The sequence below is a fragment of the Planococcus sp. 1R117A genome (assembly GCF_051417975.1).
GTDB classification, from domain to species: domain Bacteria; phylum Bacillota; class Bacilli; order Bacillales_A; family Planococcaceae; genus Planococcus; species Planococcus shenhongbingii.
On sequence record NZ_JBPRLO010000003.1, the window covers coordinates 186,029 to 209,339 of the forward strand.

24 protein-coding genes are annotated in these 23,311 nt (G+C 45.1%); 4 read left to right on the forward strand and 20 right to left on the reverse strand.

The window, feature by feature from the left end; translation table 11 throughout:
* Positions 1-162: 162 nt before the first annotated feature.
* The 6 genes from lysA to ACSFXN_RS10740 form a co-directional block, all read right to left on the reverse strand.
* A complete protein-coding gene (lysA, locus tag ACSFXN_RS10715) occupies positions 163-1,482 on the reverse strand; it encodes a diaminopimelate decarboxylase (RefSeq protein WP_437150106.1) in 1,320 nt (439 codons plus the stop codon).
* Positions 1,483-1,859: 377 nt separating this feature from the next.
* Positions 1,860-3,164 (reverse strand): pyrimidine-nucleoside phosphorylase, encoded by a 1,305-nt coding sequence (locus ACSFXN_RS10720; RefSeq protein WP_300989503.1) that lies wholly within the window; start codon positions 3,162-3,164, stop codon positions 1,860-1,862.
* Between the two features lie 221 nt (positions 3,165-3,385).
* Positions 3,386-4,576, reverse strand: coding sequence for a phosphopentomutase (gene deoB, locus ACSFXN_RS10725; RefSeq protein WP_437150107.1), 1,191 nt, complete (start codon positions 4,574-4,576; stop codon positions 3,386-3,388).
* 71 nt (positions 4,577-4,647) lie between these two features.
* Positions 4,648-5,550, reverse strand: a complete 903-nt coding sequence (xerD, locus tag ACSFXN_RS10730; RefSeq protein WP_437150108.1) for a site-specific tyrosine recombinase XerD — start codon at positions 5,548-5,550, stop codon at positions 4,648-4,650.
* A 75-nt stretch (positions 5,551-5,625) separates the two neighbouring features.
* Complete coding sequence (fur, locus tag ACSFXN_RS10735; RefSeq protein WP_300989506.1) at positions 5,626-6,087, reverse strand: ferric iron uptake transcriptional regulator; 462 nt, start codon at positions 6,085-6,087, stop codon at positions 5,626-5,628.
* 103 nt (positions 6,088-6,190) lie between these two features.
* The gene (locus ACSFXN_RS10740) at positions 6,191-6,742 is read right to left on the reverse strand and encodes an NUDIX hydrolase (protein ID WP_300989507.1); all 552 of its coding nucleotides are present in this window, start codon (positions 6,740-6,742) and stop codon (positions 6,191-6,193) included.
* Positions 6,743-6,822: 80 nt separating this feature from the next.
* On the opposite strand from ACSFXN_RS10740, the gene ACSFXN_RS10745 reads away from it, so the two are divergent.
* Positions 6,823-7,725 carry an aldo/keto reductase gene (locus ACSFXN_RS10745; protein WP_437150109.1) on the forward strand — a complete coding sequence of 301 codons (903 nt, stop codon included), beginning with the start codon at positions 6,823-6,825 and terminating at the stop codon, positions 7,723-7,725.
* A 57-nt stretch (positions 7,726-7,782) separates the two neighbouring features.
* Here ACSFXN_RS10745 and ACSFXN_RS10750 read toward each other — a convergent pair whose 3' ends face one another.
* Positions 7,783-8,376 carry a class I SAM-dependent methyltransferase gene (locus ACSFXN_RS10750; protein ID WP_437150110.1) on the reverse strand — a complete coding sequence of 198 codons (594 nt, stop codon included), beginning with the start codon at positions 8,374-8,376 and terminating at the stop codon, positions 7,783-7,785.
* Positions 8,377-9,124: 748 nt separating this feature from the next.
* Here ACSFXN_RS10750 and ACSFXN_RS10755 point away from each other — a divergent pair.
* Positions 9,125-9,673: a TVP38/TMEM64 family protein gene (locus tag ACSFXN_RS10755; protein ID WP_437150111.1), complete on the forward strand. Its 549-nt coding sequence runs from the start codon at positions 9,125-9,127 to the stop codon at positions 9,671-9,673.
* Here the strand turns inward: ACSFXN_RS10755 and trxB are convergent.
* Positions 9,662-10,612, reverse strand: a complete 951-nt coding sequence (gene trxB / locus ACSFXN_RS10760; RefSeq protein WP_437150112.1) for a thioredoxin-disulfide reductase — start codon at positions 10,610-10,612, stop codon at positions 9,662-9,664. The two genes, ACSFXN_RS10755 and trxB, sit on opposite strands and share 12 nt — an antisense overlap.
* A 270-nt stretch (positions 10,613-10,882) precedes the next feature.
* Between trxB and ACSFXN_RS10765 the strand changes: the two genes are divergently transcribed.
* On the forward strand, positions 10,883-11,119 hold the full coding sequence (locus ACSFXN_RS10765; RefSeq protein WP_437150114.1) for a thioredoxin family protein: 237 nt from the start codon (positions 10,883-10,885) through the stop codon (positions 11,117-11,119).
* Between the two features lie 308 nt (positions 11,120-11,427).
* Here the strand turns inward: ACSFXN_RS10765 and guaC are convergent, their stop codons facing one another.
* Positions 11,428-12,411, reverse strand: a complete 984-nt coding sequence (guaC, locus tag ACSFXN_RS10770; protein WP_300989513.1) for a GMP reductase — start codon at positions 12,409-12,411, stop codon at positions 11,428-11,430.
* Between the two features lie 223 nt (positions 12,412-12,634).
* On the opposite strand from guaC, the gene ACSFXN_RS10775 reads away from it, so the two are divergent.
* The gene (locus ACSFXN_RS10775; protein ID WP_437150115.1) at positions 12,635-12,955 is read left to right on the forward strand and encodes a DUF3784 domain-containing protein; all 321 of its coding nucleotides are present in this window, start codon (positions 12,635-12,637) and stop codon (positions 12,953-12,955) included.
* A 122-nt stretch (positions 12,956-13,077) separates the two neighbouring features.
* On the opposite strand, the gene ACSFXN_RS10780 is transcribed toward ACSFXN_RS10775, so the two are convergent.
* The 11 genes from ACSFXN_RS10780 to ACSFXN_RS10830 all read right to left on the reverse strand — a co-directional run bounded on the left by ACSFXN_RS10780 (position 13,078) and on the right by ACSFXN_RS10830 (position 23,288).
* On the reverse strand, positions 13,078-14,016 hold the full coding sequence (locus ACSFXN_RS10780; protein WP_301854642.1) for a sugar-binding transcriptional regulator: 939 nt from the start codon (positions 14,014-14,016) through the stop codon (positions 13,078-13,080).
* Between the two features lie 160 nt (positions 14,017-14,176).
* Positions 14,177-15,559 (reverse strand): dihydrolipoyl dehydrogenase, encoded by a 1,383-nt coding sequence (gene lpdA, locus ACSFXN_RS10785; RefSeq protein WP_437150116.1) that lies wholly within the window; start codon positions 15,557-15,559, stop codon positions 14,177-14,179.
* A 13-nt stretch (positions 15,560-15,572) separates the two neighbouring features.
* Positions 15,573-16,949, reverse strand: a complete 1,377-nt coding sequence (locus ACSFXN_RS10790; RefSeq protein WP_437150117.1) for a dihydrolipoamide acetyltransferase family protein — start codon at positions 16,947-16,949, stop codon at positions 15,573-15,575.
* Positions 16,950-16,966: 17 nt separating this feature from the next.
* Positions 16,967-17,950: an alpha-ketoacid dehydrogenase subunit beta gene (locus ACSFXN_RS10795; protein ID WP_437150118.1), complete on the reverse strand. Its 984-nt coding sequence runs from the start codon at positions 17,948-17,950 to the stop codon at positions 16,967-16,969.
* Between the two features lie 24 nt (positions 17,951-17,974).
* Positions 17,975-18,958 carry a thiamine pyrophosphate-dependent dehydrogenase E1 component subunit alpha gene (locus tag ACSFXN_RS10800; RefSeq protein WP_437150119.1) on the reverse strand — a complete coding sequence of 328 codons (984 nt, stop codon included), beginning with the start codon at positions 18,956-18,958 and terminating at the stop codon, positions 17,975-17,977.
* 144 nt (positions 18,959-19,102) lie between these two features.
* A complete protein-coding gene (locus ACSFXN_RS10805) occupies positions 19,103-19,450 on the reverse strand; it encodes a bh protein (RefSeq protein ID WP_437150120.1) in 348 nt (115 codons plus the stop codon).
* Between the two features lie 80 nt (positions 19,451-19,530).
* On the reverse strand, positions 19,531-20,856 hold the full coding sequence (locus ACSFXN_RS10810) for an NAD(P)H-dependent oxidoreductase (RefSeq protein ID WP_437150121.1): 1,326 nt from the start codon (positions 20,854-20,856) through the stop codon (positions 19,531-19,533).
* Positions 20,857-20,874: 18 nt separating this feature from the next.
* Positions 20,875-21,240, reverse strand: coding sequence for a PTS glucitol/sorbitol transporter subunit IIA (locus ACSFXN_RS10815; RefSeq protein WP_437150122.1), 366 nt, complete (start codon positions 21,238-21,240; stop codon positions 20,875-20,877).
* Between the two features lie 29 nt (positions 21,241-21,269).
* Positions 21,270-22,322, reverse strand: a complete 1,053-nt coding sequence (gene srlE / locus ACSFXN_RS10820; protein WP_437150123.1) for a PTS glucitol/sorbitol transporter subunit IIB — start codon at positions 22,320-22,322, stop codon at positions 21,270-21,272.
* Between the two features lie 39 nt (positions 22,323-22,361).
* A complete protein-coding gene (gene srlA, locus ACSFXN_RS10825; protein ID WP_300993428.1) occupies positions 22,362-22,889 on the reverse strand; it encodes a PTS glucitol/sorbitol transporter subunit IIC in 528 nt (175 codons plus the stop codon).
* A 33-nt stretch (positions 22,890-22,922) separates the two neighbouring features.
* On the reverse strand, positions 22,923-23,288 hold the full coding sequence (locus tag ACSFXN_RS10830; RefSeq protein ID WP_437150124.1) for a transcriptional regulator GutM: 366 nt from the start codon (positions 23,286-23,288) through the stop codon (positions 22,923-22,925).
* Positions 23,289-23,311 lie beyond the last annotated feature (23 nt).

The following is a 23,311-nucleotide window of genomic DNA, read 5'->3' on the forward strand; positions in this document are numbered from 1 at the left end:
CTTAAACGGCTTTATTCATCCTACTATAAACTTAAACATAACTCAAGTTCGGTCAGATTCATCCACCTATGACGTTGTCGGCCAAAAAGAACCAATATACGATTCCCCATCCAATAGACATAACCAATAGGATGATCAATAGTAAAATATTGGTCTTTCTCATTAGCTTTTCACCTGTTTTTTGTATGACATATCATTCATGATCAAATCGTCATTTGTTTCACGTTTTACAACCAGTTGATGGTCTCCGTTCTCTGCAAAAACAACAGCTGGGCGTGCAATACGGTTATAATTGCTCGCCATTGAGTAGCCATAAGCACCTGTGCAGAAAATGCTCAGGATATCGCCTGGTTCCGCGACTGGCAGTTCTGCTTGTTCAATCAGCTTGTCCCCTGACTCACAGCATTTTCCAGCAATCGTGTATTGCTCAGTAGCAGCTTCATGGGCTTTATTGGCAATCATTGAGCTGTACTTAGCCCCATAAAGCGCAGGACGAATGTTGTCCGACATCCCGCCATCTACTGCGGCATACTTACGGATTCCTGGAACTTCTTTCATCGAGCCGATGGTGTATAAAGTAGTGCCTGCATCACCGACAAGCGAGCGGCCCGGTTCAATCCAAATTTCCGGAATCGCAAAATCAGCTGCAGCAGAAGTCTGTTTGACCACTTGGATCATTTCTTTAACGTAGACTGACGGTTCAAGCGGTTCGTCTTCTGCCGTATAGCGGATGCCGAAACCTCCACCCAAATTAAGCACAGGGCATTCGTAGCCGTATTCCTTTTTCCATTCGGCCATTTTGCCCACCAATTTTTCCGCAGCCAAACGGAAAGCTGCCGTATCAAAAATTTGTGAACCGATGTGGCAATGCAGTCCCAGAACATTCAAAAATTCATGCTGGTAAGTTTCCTCGAATGCCCGATCTGTTTGCCCATTATTCAAGTCAAAACCAAATTTCGAGTCTTCTTGGCCTGTAGTAATGTAATCATGGGTATGCGCTTCGATTCCTGGAGTAACACGAAGCAAAATATTCATCGGTTTTTTCAATTGTTCCGAAAGGTCTTTTAACAATTCAATTTCATAAAAATTATCAACTACGATGCAGCCGATTTCTTCCTCGAATGCCATCCGGAGTTCTGCTTTGCTTTTGTTATTGCCATGGAAATGGATTTTTTCTTTTGGAAAACCCGATTTGATCGCCGTGTATAATTCACCGGCTGAAACGACATCGAGCGATAAGTTTTCTTCTGCCGCAACCTGATAGATGGCAATGCTTGAAAAAGCTTTGCTGGCATATGCCACCTGATAACCAATGCCTTCATCTTCAAAAGTTTTTTGGAACGCCTTTGCACGATCACGGAATAACTGAATATCGTATACGTATAGCGGAGTCCCATATTCTTTGGCAAGTTCCACCGAATCCGTTCCGCCAATTGTCAAATGTCCCTGTTCATTAATTGCTTGTGTCCCGTATAAATGCATGTTGTCCCTCCTGTATTAAGCGAATGGAAACACCGACTATATAAGTTGAATCAACATTTTCATCTCCCGATATTCCGCAAAACAGCTACGCTTACCGCAGGCTAAGTCTTTGCGACGAAGCAGCGAAGCGATGCAGGAGCAGCGCACTTTCATGTCTCGAAGCTAGCGAAGTGATGCAGAGACAGTACGGTTTTCTCCGCTGTTTTGCTTCATGTCTAAGTAAGCAATAATAAAGAGCTGTATCAATGATCATCTCTTTTATAGAAAGCTTATCCAGCGCCGGCGTCCAAAGCGACCGAAGCGGTGTTTGAAAGTTAGTTTCTTTAATTCGACTTAGATATGAAAAAACTTGCTGAGAATAAACTCAGCAAGACTTTTTAATCGGTAATCAGCGCAGAAATCAGCTGTACTTTATCAACCGGTTCGCTTGAATATTCTATACTATTATATATCATCTTCATGCATTCTGCGAGTTCTTCCGTATTGGAATAAATTGTCGCAATCGCTTCGCCTTTTTGGACGCGGTCGCCGACTTTCTTATGCAATACGATGCCGACAGCCAAATCAATTTCCGATTCTTTTGTCGCTCTGCCGGCTCCAAGCACCATTGCAGCCGTCCCAATTTCATCCGCTTCCATGAACGAAATGTAACCTTCCTGCTCAGAAGGGACTTCCGTGACAAATTTAGCCTGAGGCAATAAATTCACATCATCCACTACTGCAGGGTTGCCGCCTTGAGCAGCAATAAACTCTTTCATCACTTCAAGAGCCTTGCCGTTAGCGATCACTTCTTCAAGCATTGCACGTGCTTCTTCCAAAGTCTCTGCTTTGCCGCCGACTACAACCATCTGGCTTCCGAGAACAAGGCAAAGCTCGGTCAAGTCTTCCGGTCCTTTGCCTTGCAGCGTTTCAATGGCTTCTTTCACTTCCAGTGCGTTGCCGATCGCAAAACCGAGTGGCTGGCTCATATCTGATATGATGGCCATCGTTTTACGTCCTGTAGCGTTGCCGATCCCCACCATCGCATGGGCTAATTCCCTGGCATCTTCTTCTGTCTTCATAAATGCACCTTCGCCTATTTTCACATCTAATACGATGGCATCTGCTCCAGCAGCGATTTTTTTGCTCATAATTGAACTCGCAATCAGCGGAATGCTGTTTACTGTCGCTGTTACATCACGAAGCGCATATAATTTCTTGTCGGCAGGAGTCAAGTTGCCGCTTTGGCCAACAACGGCTAATTTAATATCATTCACTTGCTTAATAAAATCTTCCGAAGAAATTTCAACATGGAAGCCTTCGATTGCTTCCAGTTTGTCAATTGTTCCACCTGTATGGCCAAGTCCGCGTCCACTCATTTTTGCAACAGGAACGCCGCAAGCTGCCACTAATGGTCCCAGCACCAATGTAGTCGTGTCACCCACTCCGCCAGTCGAATGTTTATCAACTTTGATGCCTTCAATTGCAGACAAGTCGATTTGGTCTCCGGAATTCGCCATTGCGATCGTCAAATCAGCACGTTCTCGTTCAGTCATATTCTTAAAGTAGATTGCCATCAAAAAAGCGCTCATTTGATAATCCGCAATGTCACCTTTTGTATAACCTGTAACAATAAACTGAATTTCTTCTGTAGAAAGCTCAAAGCCATCTCTTTTCTTTTCAATCAAGTCGACCATTCTCATGAATGCTTACCGCCTTTTTCAATTAAATTTTGATCATAAAAACTTTGTTCAGTGGAATTCTTAATCCACTCAGTTTTAAGAGCTTAAACGGGATTTTAATAGAAAGCTTCTCTAGCGCCGGCGGGTCCGGGAGCCTTGCCGAAAGCGGCCGGAGCGAAATATAAAGAATGATTCTTTATTTCAACTTATATAATTGACCTCCGCTTTACTAAGCAAATACTTTACTGGCCGCTAAAGCGGGATAAGAAACTCTTTCCGTATTTCGGCAACGGGGCAGAGAAGTTATCTGCAATCGTAGCACCGATGTCTGCGAATGTTTCACCGAGTTCTAATTCCTCGCCTCCGCTGAACCGTGGAGAAAAGGCAAGAAGCGGCACAAATTCACGAGTGTGATCGGTTCCTGGGAACGTCGGATCGTTGCCATGATCGGCTGTAATAATGAGCAAATCATCTTCTGACAGTTTATTAAGAACTTCCGGCAAACGGCGGTCAAAAGCTTCCAAGGCTTCTGCATATCCTTTTGGATCTCTTCTATGGCCGTATAATGCATCAAAATCGACCAAGTTCAGGAAACTCATTCCGTTAAACTCTTCTCCTGCCACTTGAACCAATTTGTCCATGCCGTCCATATTGTCTTTTGTGCGAACTGCTTTCGTAACCCCTTCGCCGTTATAGATATCATTGATTTTGCCGATTGCAATTACATCTTTGCCGATATCTTTCAATTCGTTCATGACTGTCCGCTCGAACGGTTTCAATGCATAATCGTGGCGGTTTGAAGTGCGTTTGAAAGCACCTTTTTCGCCAAGGAAAGGACGCGCAATGATTCGGCCAACAAGAAACTCAGGCTCAAGCGTCAGTTCACGGGCGATTTCGCAGATTTGATACAGTTCTTCCAATGGAATAACTTCTTCATGAGCGGCAATTTGAAGTACAGGGTCTGCAGATGTATAGACTATAATAGCACCAGTCTCCATGTGTTCTTCGCCAAGCTCATCTAAAATTTCGGTGCCGCTTGCCGGTTTGTTGCCGATCACTTTGCGGCCTGTTTTTTCTTCAAGCTGCTGGATCAGTTTTTCCGGGAATCCTTCCGGATAAACTTTGAATGGCGTGTCGATGTTCAAGCCCATGATTTCCCAGTGCCCCGTCATGGTATCTTTTCCGACTGAAGCTTCCTGCAATTTACCGAAATATGCTGCTGGCTTGTCTGAAGGCGTAAGCCCTTTCACCGGGACGATATTGGCAAGTCCGAGTTTTGCCATATTCGGCATATGGAGTCCGCCGACTGCTTCAGCAATATGTCCGAGCGTATCGGACCCTACATCTCCAAAAGCCTGTGCATCCGGTGCTTCTCCGATGCCGACTGAATCTAATACTATTAAATGAACGCGGTTAAACGGTTTATTGGTCATTTGATTTCCTCCTTATTTACCCTCCTATATTAACATAAAATCCCTCAATGTCAGAAGTCTGACCTATTTTTTTATGCACGCGGATGGAATTGAGAATAGACGTCTTTTAAGCGGGTTTTGCTGACATGCGTATAGATTTGAGTAGTGGAAATATCTGCATGTCCAAGCATTTCCTGTACCGCACGGAGATCAGCCCCGTTTTCTATCAAATGGGTGGCAAAAGAATGGCGCAATGTATGCGGCGTCAATTCTTTTTGGATGCCTGCTTTCTGGGCATGCTGCTTCAAGAGTTTCCAAAAGCCTTGTCGGGTCAAGCGTTTCCCGCGCTGATTGATAAACAAGGAATCGGTTTTCGCTTCAGGTTTTACCAATTCGTTTCTGGCGTTTTCCAAGTAAACCTTGCAGGCGGACAATGCTGATTTCCCAAGTGGAATAATCCGTTCTTTGCCGCCTTTGCCGTAGCATCTGACAAAGCCCATTGTCAGATTGACGTCTTCGATATCCAAATTGATGCATTCACTTACTCGCATGCCGCTCGCATATAACAGCTCCAGCATGGCACGGTCGCGCAGCCCGTTTGCTTTGTTCGCCGCTGGGGCTTGCATTAAGGCATCCACTTCCTCGATCGAAAGGACATTCGGCAGCTTTTTCTCCATTTGCGGCATCTCCAAGTGGACTGTCGGATCATTGTCTACTACCCGTTCCCGAATTAGGAATTGATGAAACGACCGGATTGAAGAGATATGACGTGCTACAGTCCGCGAAGTCTTTGTTGTTTCTTTTAAATGCCGCAAATGATTTAAAATATGTACCCGTTCCACTTTTCTCAAAGAATCCAATTGCTCAACTTCTTTTAAATATTGCAAATAGCTTTTTAAATCGCGTTCGTATGATACCAATGTATTGGAAGCTAGCTGCCGCTCTACCCGCAGAAAATGTAAATAGTCGTCTAAAGCATCTTTTGCATATTTCATTGTTTGACCTCCAATTTTTGAGAATTAGAAAAGGAAGGGCGACCTCAAGTTGGCCATCCTTCCTTTTCTCACCAATCATTCCGTTGGATCTTGTGAGTTGCGGTCCTGGCAACGCCAGCAAATGCCATGAAAAGTAAGACGATGGTCTTTTATTTGGAAATTCCATCGTTTTTCAACGACCGATTCCACATCTTCAAGCAAATCTTCCTGTATTTCGTCTACTGCTCCGCACTCTATGCATACTAAGTGATGATGGAAATGAGCCGCACCTTCCTGGCGCAAATCATAGCGTGATACTCCATCACCAAAATTAATTTTATCGACAATTTTCAATTCAGTTAATAGCTCTAATGTCCGATACACTGTGGCCAGTCCGATTTCCGGTGCAATGTCTTTCACCAACAGGTAAACATCTTCAGCACTTAAATGGTCTTCTTCGTGGTCTAACAAGATTCGGACAGTCGCTTCACGCTGTGGCGTCAATTTATAACTGGCAGCATGCAATTGCTTTTTTATACGGTCAATCCTGGTTTCCATGCGACGCCCTCCCCCAAACTGCCTTTATTATAGCAAAAGACTGTTCTCATTTACAAGGAATATAACTAGTCTTTATTTAGAATAATTATAAACTAGGTGGCGTTCAATTCTCAATTGATAAACGCTGCTTTGCCCATAATACGGCAAAAGCAGTTTTTGCATCATAAATACGGTTCTCTTTCATCAATTGTTCCGCTTCTTCTACAGTCACTTCCATCAGCTCTACAAATTCATCTTCATCCAGAACCGCTCCGGATGTAGATTTCTTCAATCCTTCTGCTGCATATAAATGGATCACTTCATCCGCAAATCCAGGCGAAGTGGAAAACGACTGGATCAATACCAATTTATCAGCCGTATAGCCGGTTTCTTCTTCCAGCTCCCGCATAGCGGTATATTCAGGTGCTTCACCTTTTTCAATTTTGCCTGCTGGTATTTCAATAATGGTGCGTTCCAGTGCTTTTCTGTATTGTTCCACCATAATGATTTTATTGTCTTCTGTAATTGCCACTAAAGCGACAGCTCCAGGATGTTCCACAAGTTCGCGTTTTGACGTATGACCATTTGGAAGGCTGACTTCGTCAACTTTCAAATTAATGATTTTGCCTTCGTAAATTCGGTTGGAACTGATTGTCTTTTCTTCAAATTTTTTCATTAGAATCCTCTTTTCGTTTGTGATTTCTCTACCGCAAAGTATACCATAAGAGAAACGACATTCTAAAATGAGGTGGAAAGATGAAGAAAAACACTCTGGGGCAAAGCGAACTCCAAGTAAGCGAAATCGGTTTCGGCTGTATGTCCTTGCCGCTGGAAACACAGCAAGCAGCCGCAATCATAGATGAAGCAGTGGCGAACGGCATCAATTATTTTGACACTGCGGATTTCTATAATAAGGGCAAAAACGAAGAGCTGGTCGGTGTGCTTCTCAAGAAACATCGCCAAGACGTCATCATCGCCACTAAAGTCGGCAATCAGTGGAGCGCAGATTCCGATGAAGTAAAGTGGAATGCGACAAAATCGTATATCACTGAACAAGTCCACAATAGCTTAAAGCGCCTTCAGACGGATTACATCGATTTGTATCAATTGCACGGAGGCATGGTTACCGACAATACGGAAGAAACCATCGAGGCCTTCGAATTGCTGAAAAAAGAAGGGCTTATACGGGCTTACGGCATTTCATCGATCCGGCCGAACGTCATTCGCCGTTTCTTGAAAAACAGCGACATTGCATCCATCATGATGCAATACAGCTTGCTTGACCGACGGCCAGAAGAGTATTTGGATGAAATCGGTGCTGCCGGCCGTTCTGTCGTGACACGCGGCAGCCTGGCAAAAGGACTGCTGACAAACGAAGGCTTAAAGCGTGCCTACAATTCAGGAGGCTATTTAACCTACAAGGAAGAAGAACTGACAACTACTTTGCAGCAATTACAGGAAGTCCATCACAACCTCCATGCCTTGTCTTTGCATAGTGTGCTGCAAAATCCGGCAGTTGCTTCCGTGGTCGCCGGAGCGAGTTCTGCTTCTCAAATCAAAGACACCCTGACAGCGTATGAAACGGCTGTTTCGCCTGAACAAATCAACCAGGCCAGACAGCTGGCAAAATTGGACCAGTACAAAGAGCATCGGGAATAATAAAAACAGGCCGGCAATTTAAAAATTTGCCGGCCTGTTTTCGTATGATCGATTCACTTATTTGTCATTTACGCATTCAATGGACAGCAAAAACCCCTTATAATAAGAATCCACTTTAGTGATCGACAAGGGAGATTGACTGATTAAACCGAGCGTATCGCGGTTTAAATGACAGCCATCAAATGTCTTTCGCCACAGCGGCGTTATGATGTCCTGTGCTTTCCCTAAAGCTGATTGAGGCATTCTGACATGTTCCAGAAAAAGGACAACTGCACCTGGTTTACTGACTCTTCGGATTTCCTGAAGCGCTTTTTCCGGATCCGGAATGGTGCAAAACACGAGCGTGGCCACTACAGAATCAAAAAGATTGTCTTCAAACGGTAAGTCCTCAGCTTTTGCTGTGTGAATTTCAATCGGAACATGTGATTTTACAATTTGCGGAGTTGACTGCCTGCTCATCTGCGGATTCGGTTCAATGGCATCCACCTGCATCACATTCCTGTAAAAAGGAAAGTTGGCTCCAGTACCTGAACCAATTTCCAGCACACGGCCGTGTGCCTTTCCAATAATTGCTTCCCTTAACTGGCTGATACGGATTTTTTCCAGCGGTTTCATTGCACTATCGTAAACTTTCGGGAACCAGTTTGCCACTTTATTGCCTCCTTTTTTCAAATTCCACCTGCTTCACTTTCTCTTTTTATACCCGTTGTTTCTGTCTTTTAATAGCTTCTCGATTAATATGGAAGTGCCAGATTTCTGTTTAAGTTGAAAAAGCCTGCTGATAAATCAGTAGGCTTCATAATGTAGACAAAGTGTGCTTGAAATGAATAAGACGGTATAAACCCCAACCGGTCCGGCCACTTCGCTTTCCGTGGGCACGGCCTCAGCCGCTTCCTTCGCTTCGCTCAGTCCAGGGTCTTCGGCTCGTGCTGGTCCCACAGGAGTCTCGTGGCCGGATCGGTTGGGGGTGTCGCGTTACTTCAAGGACTCCCTTCCATCCAGGATGCCGGTTTTCACTTCACGCCAGGTTCCGCAGCGAAAACCGGCGTCTCCTGCGGAATAGCGAAGTGCCGAAATCCACTCGGGCGCCAGTCCCGAGTTAGTTCGGCGCGAGCCCGCGGAAAGCGTCCGGTTGAAGCGCAGGAACCGAGGAGAGAACCTTGTTTTTGATAGTTATTCTCACATATTCTTTTGTCTACAAGCTCAAGCCTGCTGATAAATCAGTAGGCTTTTCTTCTGTTATGGCGGATTGTATTTTATAATTGATTGTACAGGTTATTTCTGTTTCCGCAAAAAGCCGTCAAGCACATGCATCGCCGTGATGATTTCATTAATTTAACTTATAAAGTTAAAGGCATTTTCCGATTGCCTTAGCTGCCATACTGGGAGGAATAAAGTTATGGACATGCTGTCCAGTGTTTTGGAAGTTTTGGCATTGCTTGCTTTAAATTTGGCAATTGGCGTTATCGGCTTTATTCCGAGTTTTTTAGTAACCGGATTAAACATCAATCTGCTTGGATTAACTGGCGGCATAGCCATCTCACTCTTTGGCGAAATATTCGGAGCGATTCTCGGTTTTTATTTATACCGCTATGGATTTTCAAAAGTTCAGCCATCTTGGAAAAAATCCCGTTTTTGGCACTTCATGCACAGCCGGTCTGTGGGAACCGTTTTCTTTGGGATATTGCTGTTTCGCCTGATACCATTTATCCCTTCTGGACTGGTAACCGCCGGCGCATCTCTAACCCCAATCAGGGGCTCCATGTTTTTTATCGCGAGCAGCCTCGGGAAAATTCCCGCTGTTCTAGTTGAAGTGGCGGCAGTTTATGGCTTCACACAACTAGTTCCTATTGGCTATCAATACGCTGCTGCGTTATTTGTCTTAGCCGCAGCAGGCCTCATGTGGATGAGAAAACGGAAAAAAGATGCAGCTGATTCAAGGCAATGACTGGCTCCAATCGACAATTTCCTGCCCTTCAAGAAAACGCTCAACATCCAGTGCGGCCATGCAGCCGGTTCCGGCAGCGGTTACCGCTTGCCGGTATTTGCTGTCCTGGACATCCCCGCACGCCATCACTCCTGCAATACTGGTTTCCGTCGTTCCTGGACTAACTTGAATATAGCCGAGCGGATCCGTTTCAATCTGGCCTTTTAAGAACGCGGAATTCGGCAAATGGCCGATCGCCACAAATATTCCATCCGCCTCAATAAACTCTTCATTGCCGGTTTCGTTATTCCTTACCTTTAAGCCCCCGACTTTATCGCCTTGAGTTACAATCCGGAGTGGAACACGATCCAGAGCCCAGGAAACTTTCGGGTTTTGCCGCGCCCGGTCCTGCATAATTTTAGAAGCCCTCAATTCGTTCCGCCGATGGACAATCACTACTTCTGAAGCAAATCTGGTAAGAAAGCTGGCTTCTTCCATTGCCGAATCACCTCCGCCAACGACAATGATTTTCTTGTCGCGGAAGAAAAAGCCGTCGCATGTGGCACAAGTACTGACACCTTTTCCAAGGTTTTCAGTTTCTCCAGGAATATCCAGCATTTTTGCAGCTGCCCCTGTAGAAATGATGAGTGATTCTGCCGTAATTTCCTCTCCTTTTTGCAAAGTTATTTTGAATGGCTTCTTCTTTAAGTTAACCTCTGTGACCCAGCCCCTTTTGAAACGTGCTCCAAATCGTTCCGCCTGTTTTCGCATATTATCCATCAGTTCCGGCCCTAAAATCCCATCAGAATATCCTGGATAATTTTCCACTTCTGTTGTCAGAATCAATTGCCCGCCCGGTTCGGCTCCTTCGATTACCAGTGGCTTCATACTAGCTCTTGCCAAATAAATCGCTGCTGTCAAACCTGCTGGCCCCGTACCTAGAATGACGACTCTTTCCATTCCCTGCACCTCCAATTTTCGAAATCCTGTTTTGAATACATCTTCTGCTGCGACGCTTTTAGCTTATTGCTTTCTAAATTCCCGTTCCTTTACCTGATAAACAGGACAGGCTTAGTTCGAGTCCAAGAGGGTAAAATAGATTATATTACGTTTACGGAGGTGCAGAAGTTGGAAGAACTGGCTTCTTTACAAGAAACTGAAAAATTTATCACACGGTCCGGCTTGAATTTCCTCTACATCTTAACGCCTTCATGAAGTGTCTGCCACGCATTGCTTCCTCAGGTTGAGGAAGTTTTAGAAGATTTTCCGCTGATTCAGGCGAAAGAGGCGGATGCAGCACAGATACCGGAACTGGCCGGCTTTTTATCTATTTTCACTGCGCCGGTTTTAATCCTTTTTGCAGACGGAAAGGAAATGCAAAGGGATGCCCGATTTGTGCACATCGAAGAGTTCAGGGAGAAAACCAGAAAGCTGTATGAGGGTTATTACTCACAATATGAACAATAAATTTGAAGGAAAGCGATAAGTTTATTCAAAATTGATGGAAAAGGATACACCCAATTGCACAAGGACTCAGTTTCGCTTTTCCAGGAGCGAAAGGACTCGAATCAGAGTTTCCGGATCTCGTTCCCCGTGTGAAGGGCGTATGGATCAATGAAATGTTTGCATCTGCAGGCATATTGGCTATAACTGGTACGGGCTATGCACTCGAACGCAGCAGGCTTTCTAAAACACATTAAAAAAAACAGGAAAAAGCAGCAACTTGCGCCTTTTCCTGTTTTTTTGTTGTATTTAAAAAGAAACATTTATTATAATCAATAAACTTTGTCGCCATTGAAAATCGAGTTTTTCACGATCACATAATCCACATTGCGGATTGCTGATAGTTTGTCTCCTCCGGCATATGAAATCGAAGATTGAAGATCTTGTTCCATTTCAATTAATGTGTCTTTCAACGAACCTCTGTATTCAACGTACATTTTCTTGCCTTCAACGTTTTTCTTTTCACCTTTTTGGAACTCGGATGCAGAACCAAAATATTCTTTAAAAAGCTTGCCGTCTTGTTCCACTGTTTGTCCCGGTGATTCCTCATGTCCGGCGAAAAGAGAACCGATCATGACCATAGAAGCGCCAAAACGCACAGATTTCGCGATATCTCCGTGAGTGCGGATTCCACCGTCTGCAATAATCGGCTTGCTTGCCGCTTTTGCGCACCAGCGAAGTGCCGCTAATTGCCAGCCGCCTGTTCCAAATCCGGTTTTGATTTTCGTGATGCAGACTTTCCCAGGTCCGATGCCTACTTTTGTCGCATCCGCACCAGCATGCTCCAATTCTCTGACCGCTTCCGGCGTGCCTACGTTGCCCGCAATGACAAAGCTTTCCGGCAAATGTTTTTTGATAAACTGAATCATATTGATAACGCCATTTGAATGGCCATGTGCAACATCGATTGTGATGTATTCCGGCGTAACTCCTTCGTCCACCAATTGCTGGACAAAAGTATACTCTTCTTCTTTAACTCCCACGCTGATCGAAGCATACAGTCCACGGCTCTGCATATCTTTTGCAAAAGCCAAGCGTTTTTCCGGTTCGAACCGGTGCATAATATAGAAGTAATTATTTTCTGCTAGGAATAGCGCAATTTTTTCATCGACAATTGTCTGCATATTAGCAGGCACTACCGGCAATTTAAATGTTCGCCCGCCAAACTGCACAGATGTATCACATTCTGAACGGCTGTTAACCACTGCTTTTGCAGGAACTAATTGAATATCTTCGTAATCAAACACATTATCCATTTAAAACACCCCTAAATACGAATATTTTACATTGTTTCTTCTTACATTGTTCGCCCATATGATAATGTACTTTATTTTAAACTGGATGTCAAAGGCTCATTTCTCTTCAATCGTTAAATGGACAATACTGACCCAATTGTGCCATTTATGAAACCAAAATCACTATCGAAACGTATCCGGAATAGAAGATTCTTGGACATTTACTTAGGAGGATGAATCATAAATGGCAGGCGCTTTCATAAATTTAATTTTTTTGATCCCTTTCTTGATTTTTGCAATTGCATTATCGAAAGGCAAAGGGGCATTTCTCATTGCTGGCTATAATACACTGCCTGATAGCGAAAAAGCCCAATACGATGAAACGGCCGTATGTAAATTCATGGGAAAAATTATGTATGGAATTTGTTTCAGCATATTCCTGTGGTTTCTAAGCGATTTGCTGGAAATTCCGCAGTTGTTTGTGATGGGTATGCTGTTATTTATATCATTGATTATTTTCTCATTAGTTTATGTGAACACAGGCAATAGATTTAGAAAAGAATAAGAGAACCTTCATAAACAGAAATAAACTTCACTCCAACCATATAATAAGCCTGAAAATAACAAAAAGCTATCGAGCAGGATTATTCATCATCTGCTTGGATAGCTTTTATCAAACTCAATCGATTACGTAATCAAATCAGCAGTCACATCGTCAATCACCAAAACATCAAAGTAACCGCCTCTTAATGCGGCTTTGATGCTTTCGACTTTGTGAGTGCCTTCCACGATGCCGATCACTTCCGGAATCTGTTTATACTCGTTGATATCGAGCCCGATGACCAGATCATTCAACGGATGCTTAATCTCGTTGCCGGCTTGGTCGTAAAAGCGTGAACCGATATCCCCAACAGCCCCTGCTTGTTTTAAGGAAATCAGATCATCTTCTTTCAAATATTCCATGGTGGTCATCGTGGATCCTTTGAAAGGGTTGCCGATTCCGACGACTGCCATATCAACATTACGCCCTTCTTCAAGCACCATCGCAATATCTTCAGACTGGACGAGACGCTTTTTCAATTCAGCAGACTCGACCATCGCAGGAGCATATAAATAGGAACAATTCGAGTTCATCTTCTGTGCCAGCTGATAAGCGAGTAAATTAGAATGGATTTCCACCAGCTTTCTGCCCATTCCACCGACCAACGGAATAACTTTCAGATTTTGATGCTGTTCATAAGGATATTCCTGAACGAATTTCGCCAGTGTGCTGCCCCAGGATATCCCCAATGACTTTTTCCCGTTGATGTTTTTGGATATGTAGAAAGAGGCCGCTTTCCCCAAGGAGTGCTTGACCATTTCTGAATCTCTGCCCATCGCTGGTACGACAATTGCTTCTTTCAGCTGATACTTTTTTTCAAGCCGATGTTCCAATTCGACTGTATGCGCATTTTCATCTTTAATGTAGATCTCAACTATGCCATTTTCCCGGGCTTTGTTTAATAGTTTGGAAATCACAGGCCGGGATACGCCAATTTTCTTCGCGATTTCCGCCTGTGTCTGCCCTTCAAAATAATACAGCCTCGATACTTTTACGATTTGCCTGCGCTCTTCCCAATTCATCATCACTGCACCTTCTCATTTTCATCAAAATTGAAAAGCGAATGGATTTCCCCAGTGAACCGCTTTCATTTGTCAGCAGATTCAATTTGGGGCGACCGCCAATTGAGGCCTTTATCGCCTATCGCATATTTCTATTATAGGACGCAAAGGCCACTTCTGGCAATTAATGGTGAACACCTTGGCCAAGCCAGGAAGCCGCCGCTTCGTATAAACTTTCGGATACGGTCGGGTGGGCATGAATCATGGAAGCCAGTTCATCCACGGTTCCTTCCAAGTGAATAAAAGCGGATGGCTCTGCAATCATTTCCGTCACATGCGGACCGACCATCAAAACCCCGAGAATTTCTCCATATTTGGTGCCGGCAATCAATTTAGTAAACCCTTCTTTTTCGTCCTGCGCCAATGCTTTGCCGTTGCCTGCATGGTCCACCCTCACCACTTTATAATCAATGCCTTGCTGCTTCGCTTCTTCTTCGGTCATGCCGACACTGGCAATCTCCGGGCTGGTGTAGACACAGCGAGGAACGACCGCATAATTGATTGTTTGCTTATCGCCTGCAGCGTTTGAAGCGGCAATCAACCCTTCCGCGCTCGCCGCATGGGCAAGCTGCCAGCCGCCGATTACATCCCCGATTGCGTAAATTGCCGGATTGCTTGTCGCCATCCGGTCATCCACTTTGACAAAACGGCCGTTCATTTCCAGGTTCAAATCAACAAACGCAGAAGTATTCGGCGCTCTGCCGACTGCCATTAAGATAGCTTCTGTCTCCAGCACTTCTTTTTTGCCGTTTTCAGTTTCCACATGCACGAGCTGCTGATTTCCCTGCTGCTCAATGCTCGCCACTTTTGTGCTGGTCAGAACGGAAATCCCTTTCTTTTTTAAAGATTTCGCGAGGGCTTTGGAGGCTTCCGGCTCTTCACTCGGAACGATTCTGCCGCTCATTTCCACAATGCTGACAGGCACATTCAAACTGGCGAAAATGCAGGCGAGTTCTACACCAATGATGCCGCCACCCACGATGACCATAGAATCCGGTATCTTCTCGATATCAAAAATCGTATCACTTGTGAAATAAGTTGCGTCTTCAATGCCGGCAACCGGCGGAACAATTGGCCGTGAACCTGTTGCCAAAATAATGTTTTTTCCCTGGATGATTTCTTCTTTATCAGCAAGCTGAATGGAAATTGACTGGTCTGCTCTCACTTCACCTAATCCATTGAAAACCTCAATCTTCCCTTGTTTTAGCAAATACGAAATGCCGTTTCTGAGTTGCTGGATCACGGCGTCTTTCCGGGCGAGCATTTTAGAAAGGGAAAAAGTTACCGGACCTGTTTCAATCCCCCAGCTTTTGGCTTTTTCAATGTTTTCAATCACTTCGGCATGACGGAGCAAAGTCTTTGATGGGATGCATCCGCGGTTCAAACAGGTGCCTCCCAGTTCACGAGCCTCGATCAGCGCTACCTTTTTTCCGAGCTTGGCTGCCCGAATGGCTGCTACATAGCCACCCGGACCGCCTCCAAGTACCACAACTTCATAATTTTCCAATGAAATCTACTCCTTAAACCAGTAATTTATAAGGATGTTCAAGCACTTCTTTTAATTCGGTCAAAAAGGCCGCTGCAGGAGCGCCGTCAATAACCCGGTGATCAAATGACAAGCTGAGGACCATCATTGGCCGAAGCTCAATGGCGCCGTTTACACCGACCGGCTTTTCGTTGATCCGCCCTACTCCCAGAATCGCTGATTCCGGCTGATTGATGACTGGTGTAAAAGCATCAATGGCATACATGCCCAGATTGCTGATGGTGAACGTGCCACCCGACATTTCGTCCGGCTTCAGTTTGCTGTCGCGCGCCGCTTTACCAAGGCGTTTGCATTCTGCAGTCAATTCGGAAAGGCCTCTTTGATCCACATTTTTAACCACTGGCACCATTAATCCATTGTCGACGGCTACAGCTAAGCCAAGGTTAATTTCTTCCTGGTAGACGATTTCATTGCCTTCTAAGGAAACATTTATATTGGGGTGCAGCTTCAGCGCTGAAGCTGCAGCTTTCAAAATGATTTCGGTATAAGACAGCCGGAATCCGGTCTGCTGTTCAATCGATCCCAGCAATTGCTTGCGCATGCCGATTGCTTCTGTCATATCGACTTCCGTAGTCAACGTGACATGAGGGGCCGTTGTTTTGCTTTGATGCATGCGCTGGGCGACAACTTTTCGGATGCCTTCCATCTTCACGCGTTTGCCGCCGGCTGCGGCTGAAACAGGTGCCGGCTGTTTCGCCCCTTCGACGTCTGTGCGGTATATTTTCCCTTGGGAACCGGTGCCTTTTATCCCCTGCAACTCTACGCTTTCCGCTTCTGCCACTTTTTTAGCGAGCGGCGTCGCTTTTGGTGCCGTATGGGATGAAGCAAAAGCCATCACATCTCCTTGCTGGATCCGCCCGTTTGGCCCGGACCCCGGAACTTCTGCAAGCGCAATGTTTTCTTCTCTTGCCACTCGTCGTGCAGCAGGCGTGGCTCGCGGCTTTTCTGCAAGCGGAGCTTCTCCCTCTGCCCCGCTTGTTTCATTAGGGACACTGGTTTCACTGATGCCTTGTTCTTTTAAATCGCTGACTTCCGGCTGGCGGGAATCGCTTAAGTCTTCTTCCTCTGCCGCAGCACCGGATTCACCCGGAGGATCGTCTGGAACTCTTTCCCCCGCTTCCCCGATATAGCCGACTACGTGGTTGATCGGGACTTCATCGTCTTCTTCGAAATACTTTTTTAACAGAATGCCTTCTTCGTAGGATTCTACTTCAATGTTGATCTTGTCTGTCATGATTTCAAAAAGCGGTTCTCCCACTTCAACGGAATCGCCTTCGTTCTTAAACCATTGAATCATGGTCCCGACTTCCATCGTGCTGCTCAATTTCGGCATGAATATTTCTTTAGCCATCGGTCTATTCCTCCTCCCTACTGGCGGTTTAAGATTTCTTTTGCTGCTGAGACAATATCACCGACTTGCGGAACTGCCGCTTTTTCAAGCTCTGGGTTATAAGGAATCGGAACAGCTTTGCCTCCCAGCCGTTTTATCGGCGCATCCAAATAGTCAAATGCTTCACTTTCTGCAATTGTGCTGGCAATTTCTCCGCCAAAACCTCCACGCTTAACCGCTTCATGGACCACAATCAGGCGGCTTGTTTTCTTAACCGACTGGATAATCGTTTCAGTGTCCAGTGGAACGAGAGTCCGAGGATCGATTATTTCCACGCTGATGCCTTCTTTTTCAAGCTCCGCAGCCGCTTCCAGCGCTTTATGCACCATGATGGCAGTGGCGACAATCGTCACGTCCGTCCCTTCACGTTTAATGTCCGCTTTGCCTAATGGAATGGTATATTGTTCTTCAGGAACTTCCGATTTCGTTTTATAACACAATTTGTGTTCGTAAAAAATGACGGGATTGTCATCATCGATTGCCGCTTTTAACAGCCCTTTTGCATCATACGCTGTCGAAGGCTGCACCACTTTCAAACCCGGAACATGTGCCATCCAGGCTTCCAGACTTTGGGAATGCTGTGCCGCCGCTCCTGTTCCAGAACCGGCCGGAGTGCGCAGCACCATTGGCACTTTCCCTTTTCCTCCGTACATATAACGGATTTTCGCTGCCTGGTTGACCATATTGTCCATCGCAATGGTGATGAAATCCGAAAATTGCAGCTCCAGTATCGGCCGCATGCCAGTTAAAGCTGCACCGACTGCTGTGCCGGAAATGGCCGCTTCTGAAATGGGCGTGTTGCGAATCCGTTCCGGACCGAATTCTTCGATCATGCCGCGCGTCACACCAAAAGCTCCTCCATAAACTCCGATATCTTCTCCCAAAATGAAAACATCGTCGTTTTGGCGCATTTCCTGGCTCAATGCTTCTCTGACCGCTTCTAGATAAGTTAGCTCTCTCATTGCTTTACTCCCCTTTGCTTCGTCTTAAGCGTAAATGTCTTCCATTAAATCATCGAGTGTTGGCATTGGACTATCTTTTGCAAATTCAACAGACTCTTCAATTTCCTTTTTCGCATCGGCTTTGATCTGGTCCGCTTCCTCTTCTGTCAGCAATCCTTCTTGGATCAGCACATCGCGCAAGCGTGCAATCGGATCTTTCGCGCGCCATTCCTGTTCTTCTTCCCGTGTCCGGTATTTTTTCGCATCACTCTTAGAATGGCCTTTCCAGCGATATGTTTTCGCTTCCACAATCGAAGGGCCTTCTCCATTTCGTGCGCGCTCAACCGCTTGCCCTACTCCGTTCATCACATCAAAAACATCATTGCCATCCACTACTTTCCCTGGGATGCCGTAGGCTTCAGCCCGCTGCGCCACGTCTTCAACATTCATCATTTCTTTAGCAGGACCAGACATGCCGTACTGATTGTTTTCACAAATAAAGACAACAGGCAATTTCCAAATAGACGCTAAGTTGACTGCTTCATGGAAACTGCCTTCATTTGAAGCACCATCTCCGAAAAAGCATAGTACGACATATCCTTCTTTTTTCATCTGGGAAGTTAAAGCTGCACCCGCAGCAATCGAAAAGCCGCCTCCAACAATTCCGTTTGCCCCAAGGTTTCCTTGTTCGACATCGGCAATATGCATCGAACCGCCTTTGCCTTTACAATAGCCGGTTGTGCGGCCGAACAATTCCGCCATCATCCGGTTCACTTCTGCTCCTTTAGCGATACAGTGTCCATGGCCCCGGTGAGTGCTTGTGATTTTGTCCCGGTCTTCCAATACTGCAATCGATCCTACCGCTGAGGCTTCCTGGCCAACCGCCAAGTGAGTGGTTCCATGAATCATCCCTTTAGCAAAAAACTCATCAACTTTCTCTTCAAAATACCGGATTTGCCACATTTGTTTCAACAAGCCTGCCAAATCTGTTTCTTGGACATGCGGCGGTAAATTAAGTGTTTGAGTCATTGAAAATCCTCCTCTGTATTTTACATTTGTTCACATACGTAACATATGTAAATATCATAAGACTTTTCTGTCAATTCGTCAAGAAATTAAAAGGGACAGGCTCCTCTACTAAGTGGAGAAGACTGGCCCTTGTACAGGAAAATATTATTTTATACTTTTTTTAGTTTTATAGGTTTTAATCACTTTTCTGGATGTATTCACATCTTTTAAAATCCGGTATGGCTTTTTCATGGCACGTACAGGAAGAGAAAATAACAAATGGCTCAAATCATTGCGGTATTCTTTAGTCATCCGGGTAGGCTTAGTTGCAATGCGTTCATAGATTTCTTTGTAAAACTCTTTTTTGAGATCCACTTTCAATTCCTTCGTCCGGTTGCATTGCAGGCACCGGATGCTTTTGATGTCGCTGTTGATATATGTTATTTCATGATTTACTTCTTCTTTGCAGTGAACACAGTACAATCCTGCTTCCATTTTCTTTACTTTCATCATAGAACACCTTCTCGTTTAGTTAATTTACGTTCTAACCGATATTAAAATGTTCCTTCAATCACCGAAGTAATTGGTGAAAGTCATGCTTTTACCGGTTCTACTTTTTCTGTTTTCGCTGCAAATGTATCATCTTGCATGCGGCGCAATCGCCAAATTGTGGATTCTTTCGTTTGGACGACATCGTCATATGTGATAATTTCGCCTTTTTTAATGGAGCGTTTCAATTGGACATTCCGGTCAACCAAGCCCATTGGCAAGGCGCTCTTTTCTTTCGCTTCAGCCGCAGACAGGATACTGCCGTAAACTGTAAAACCGCCGATGCTGTCAAGGAACTGCCCTTCTTCAAGATCGGTTTTAGCTACAGTCACTGTTTCTGCCTGGAGGCCCTTCCAAGGGGCGATCGTGGCTTCATTGTAAAAATAGGCTCTGGCAATTGAAATCGGCGTTTCCAGACTTGTTAGATGATATGGACGGTAAAGCACGTAGTTAGGCCCTTCCCCCATGCTCAAATACTGCATTTCATGATTGACTTCATCTTTTTCTGAAGCCACTATTACAAAAACACCTGGTGCAATGCCGTTGATATATTCAACAATCTTTTTATTATTAACCTGCCCACCGTCTTCCTTCAATTTAAAAATTTCCGGAAGCCCTTTCACATCGCTGACAAATCCATTCATGCCCGGTTTGTCCGGCAGGAATCCTGTGGCATTGGCTACGGCAGTCATTTCTACCATTGTCTTTGTTCCGTCCTGAAACGAAGCAAGCATTTTCGGGCTGGCGCCTTTCCTTGCTGCTTCTTCTGCTGCAGTGTCCGGATTCGCCGCTAAATTCAGCGGATTGTTTTTCCCTTTGCCAACAGCTACCACTTCGAATCCAAGGGCATCTGCAAAATCATATAATTCCATGATTGCACCCGGCTCGTCTCCAGCTGTCCCGGTATATACGACACCGCTGGCATCCGCCATTTTCTTCAGCAGCGGCCCGATCGTTACGTCCGCTTCAACATTGAGCATGACTATGTGTTTCTTATTTAAAATGGCATCCCAAGCGATTTTCGCTCCGATGTCCGGTACGCCAGTCGCATCTACCACTACATCCACTTCTGACAGCGAAGTGACCAGCTGAGCGTCTGTAGTCGCTACAACTTTCCCTGCCTTCACAGCCTCTGCTGCCTCTTCTTCATTATTCGTCTCAACAATATCCGAACTTGCCACCCCGGATTTTGAATAGGCATTTTTTACATTATCAATTTGTATATCAGCCGTTACGACAACCCGCATACCAGCCATATTTTCAATCTGGGAAACCATGCCTCTTCCCATTTGTCCTGCACCGACCAGTCCAACCTTGATAATTGTTCCGCTTTTCTCAAGTTCTTCTAGTTTTCTATTTATACCAAGCATTATCCAGTCTCCTCTTTGTCAGACTTTAAAAATACGGATGTCAGCACCCAATGCCAATTCAGGCAAAGGCTTACTTTCTACGCACATAGTTCCCGGAAGATCAGCCGAAATATCACCTGTAAACGAGATGGTGCAGTGGCCGAGGTCCTGTAAAGTGTCATTCACTTTATTGCCGACGAATAAAATTCTGTAACGCTCGCCGTTGATTTCCAGGATGTCTCCAGTTTCAACTTTGCCAAGAAGATCCGCTTTTTCATGGATTACTGCGAAGGAACGGAGTTCTTCAGGTACGGTATTATTGAATATGACCATCATCTTCTCTTCTGCAAAGATTTCAACTTCTTCACCGATTTCTGTTATTTTAGCTTCATATTTTTTTATCATAACGTCTTCCACCTAACTGCCCCCTTTGATTAACTGTATAAGCCAAAGCTGAATAAGTATGCGATTACAACTGCCAACGGACCTGTAATCATCCGGGAAATCAAGACAGCCGGGACTCCGACTTCAATCGTTTCCGGATCCGCTTCCCCGAGCGTCAAACCGACTGGCACAAAATCAGCCCCTACTTGAGGATTGATGGCAAACAATGCTGGTAATGCCAGTGCCGGCGGAATATTGCCGCGCCCGATTTCCACACCGACCAGCACTCCGACTACCTGAGCAATAACTGCACCCGGCCCAAGCAGCGGCGATAGAATCGGCAAAGCACAGATAACCGAAAGAATCAGCAATCCGAAAATATTGCCGGCAAGCGGTGTCACGAAATTCGCAATGAGATCACCAATCCCTGTATAAGTGATAATCCCGATCAGCATACTGACAAACGCCATGAACGGCAGGATGTTTTTTAGGACTTGATCGATTGTTTCACGTCCTGCCTGGTAGAGGACACCCACTACTTTACCGGCACCGCGGCCCACCCGTTCAATAAGATTCATTTTCTTCGGCTGCTGGTAATTTTTAGCCGCTTTCCGCTTTGCTTCTTCCTTTATTTCCTGCGGCGTCTTTCGGACCGCTGGAGCTTCCACTTCATCGACTGCATTTTTCACTTCGTCCTGATCCTCATAAGGAGCAGCTACTGCACGAATGTCCGAAAGGGTCACACCTGAAACGAAATTTTCTTCGTTGATAAATTTCATTAACGGACCGGATGGTGATGTCGCATTGACGTTGATCGTCAAAATATTCATTTTTGGATAAACACCGCACCGCGCTGTGCCACCGCAGTCGATAATGACACAGGCCATCGTTTCTTTTGCATAAGACCCTTTAAATCCATCAACAGCTTCGGCGCCTGTCAGACGTGCAATTTCTTCTGCTATCGGATGAATTCCTCCGCCTGTAACTGATACGATATATCGCTGTTCTTCGTTTGGCCGAATCGTCAGCGGGCCACCCCAGCCTCCGCGGCCTTTTGTGACGGAAACTGCCTTAAAATTCAATGGTGTTTGAGTACCTGTCATTTTGCTTGCCTCCTTTTCAACTGAGCGCAACTCTAAAATTTAAACTTCCATTCCTTTTGCCTTCATCATGCGGACTGTAATGAGTTCCGTTACAATACCGCGGATCAAAATGACAATCACACCTACCAAAAAGTAACGGATCGCCAATGGCCCGAGCGACAGCCCTAATGTTGTAATCCCTGCGGAAATCCCGAGATATACGAATAATTCAGCAGGATTCGCATGCGGGAACAATCCCGTAATCGGATGAACGAAAGAAACCGCCGAATCGTAAAAAGCCGGTTTTTGTTTTTCCGGAAGAAACTTTCCGAAAGTATAGGCCATCGGATTGGTTAAAAAGAAAACGGCCAGTACTGGAAACAGCGTATAGCGCAAGATCATATTTTTGGTACTTTTCCGTGCCAGCCGATTTATGCGTTCTTCACCAATCAACCGGATCAGTGCATTGATGGCGGTGATTAACACAACCAGCAACGGAATTATTCCTGTCACCAATCCGGTAAACGTATCGGCGCCTGCCTGGAACATTCCAATAAAGCCTTCAGCGAGTCTAACTAAAAAATTCATGATTGCATCTAAAAAATTCATCTTCCATCCTCCTTATACTGCTGGATTTATCTTCTTTTCCATTTGCATTTCGATTTTTTCGATTGCCATTTTAAAAGCTAAGTCGATAGGTTCGTAATCCAGGCTGTTTTTCAGCTCCTCCATTGTCAGGCCATTGTATTTACTGAAATCCTCAAACCGGCTGAATACTGTCACTCCTTTCATCAATTGACTTTCTACTACTGTGCCTGCATCATCCGTAACCAAAATAGCAATGACGCCAATCCCCATTTTTTGCTTTTGGACCCCGACCCCCAAATATCCAGAAGGCCTGTTGCTCATTTTCTTAATAGTCATTTGATAATTTTTCAACTGGATTTTCGTCAGCATTATTTGAAGCAGCCAAACTCCAGCAAACACGACTATAAACCACCCCCACAAAT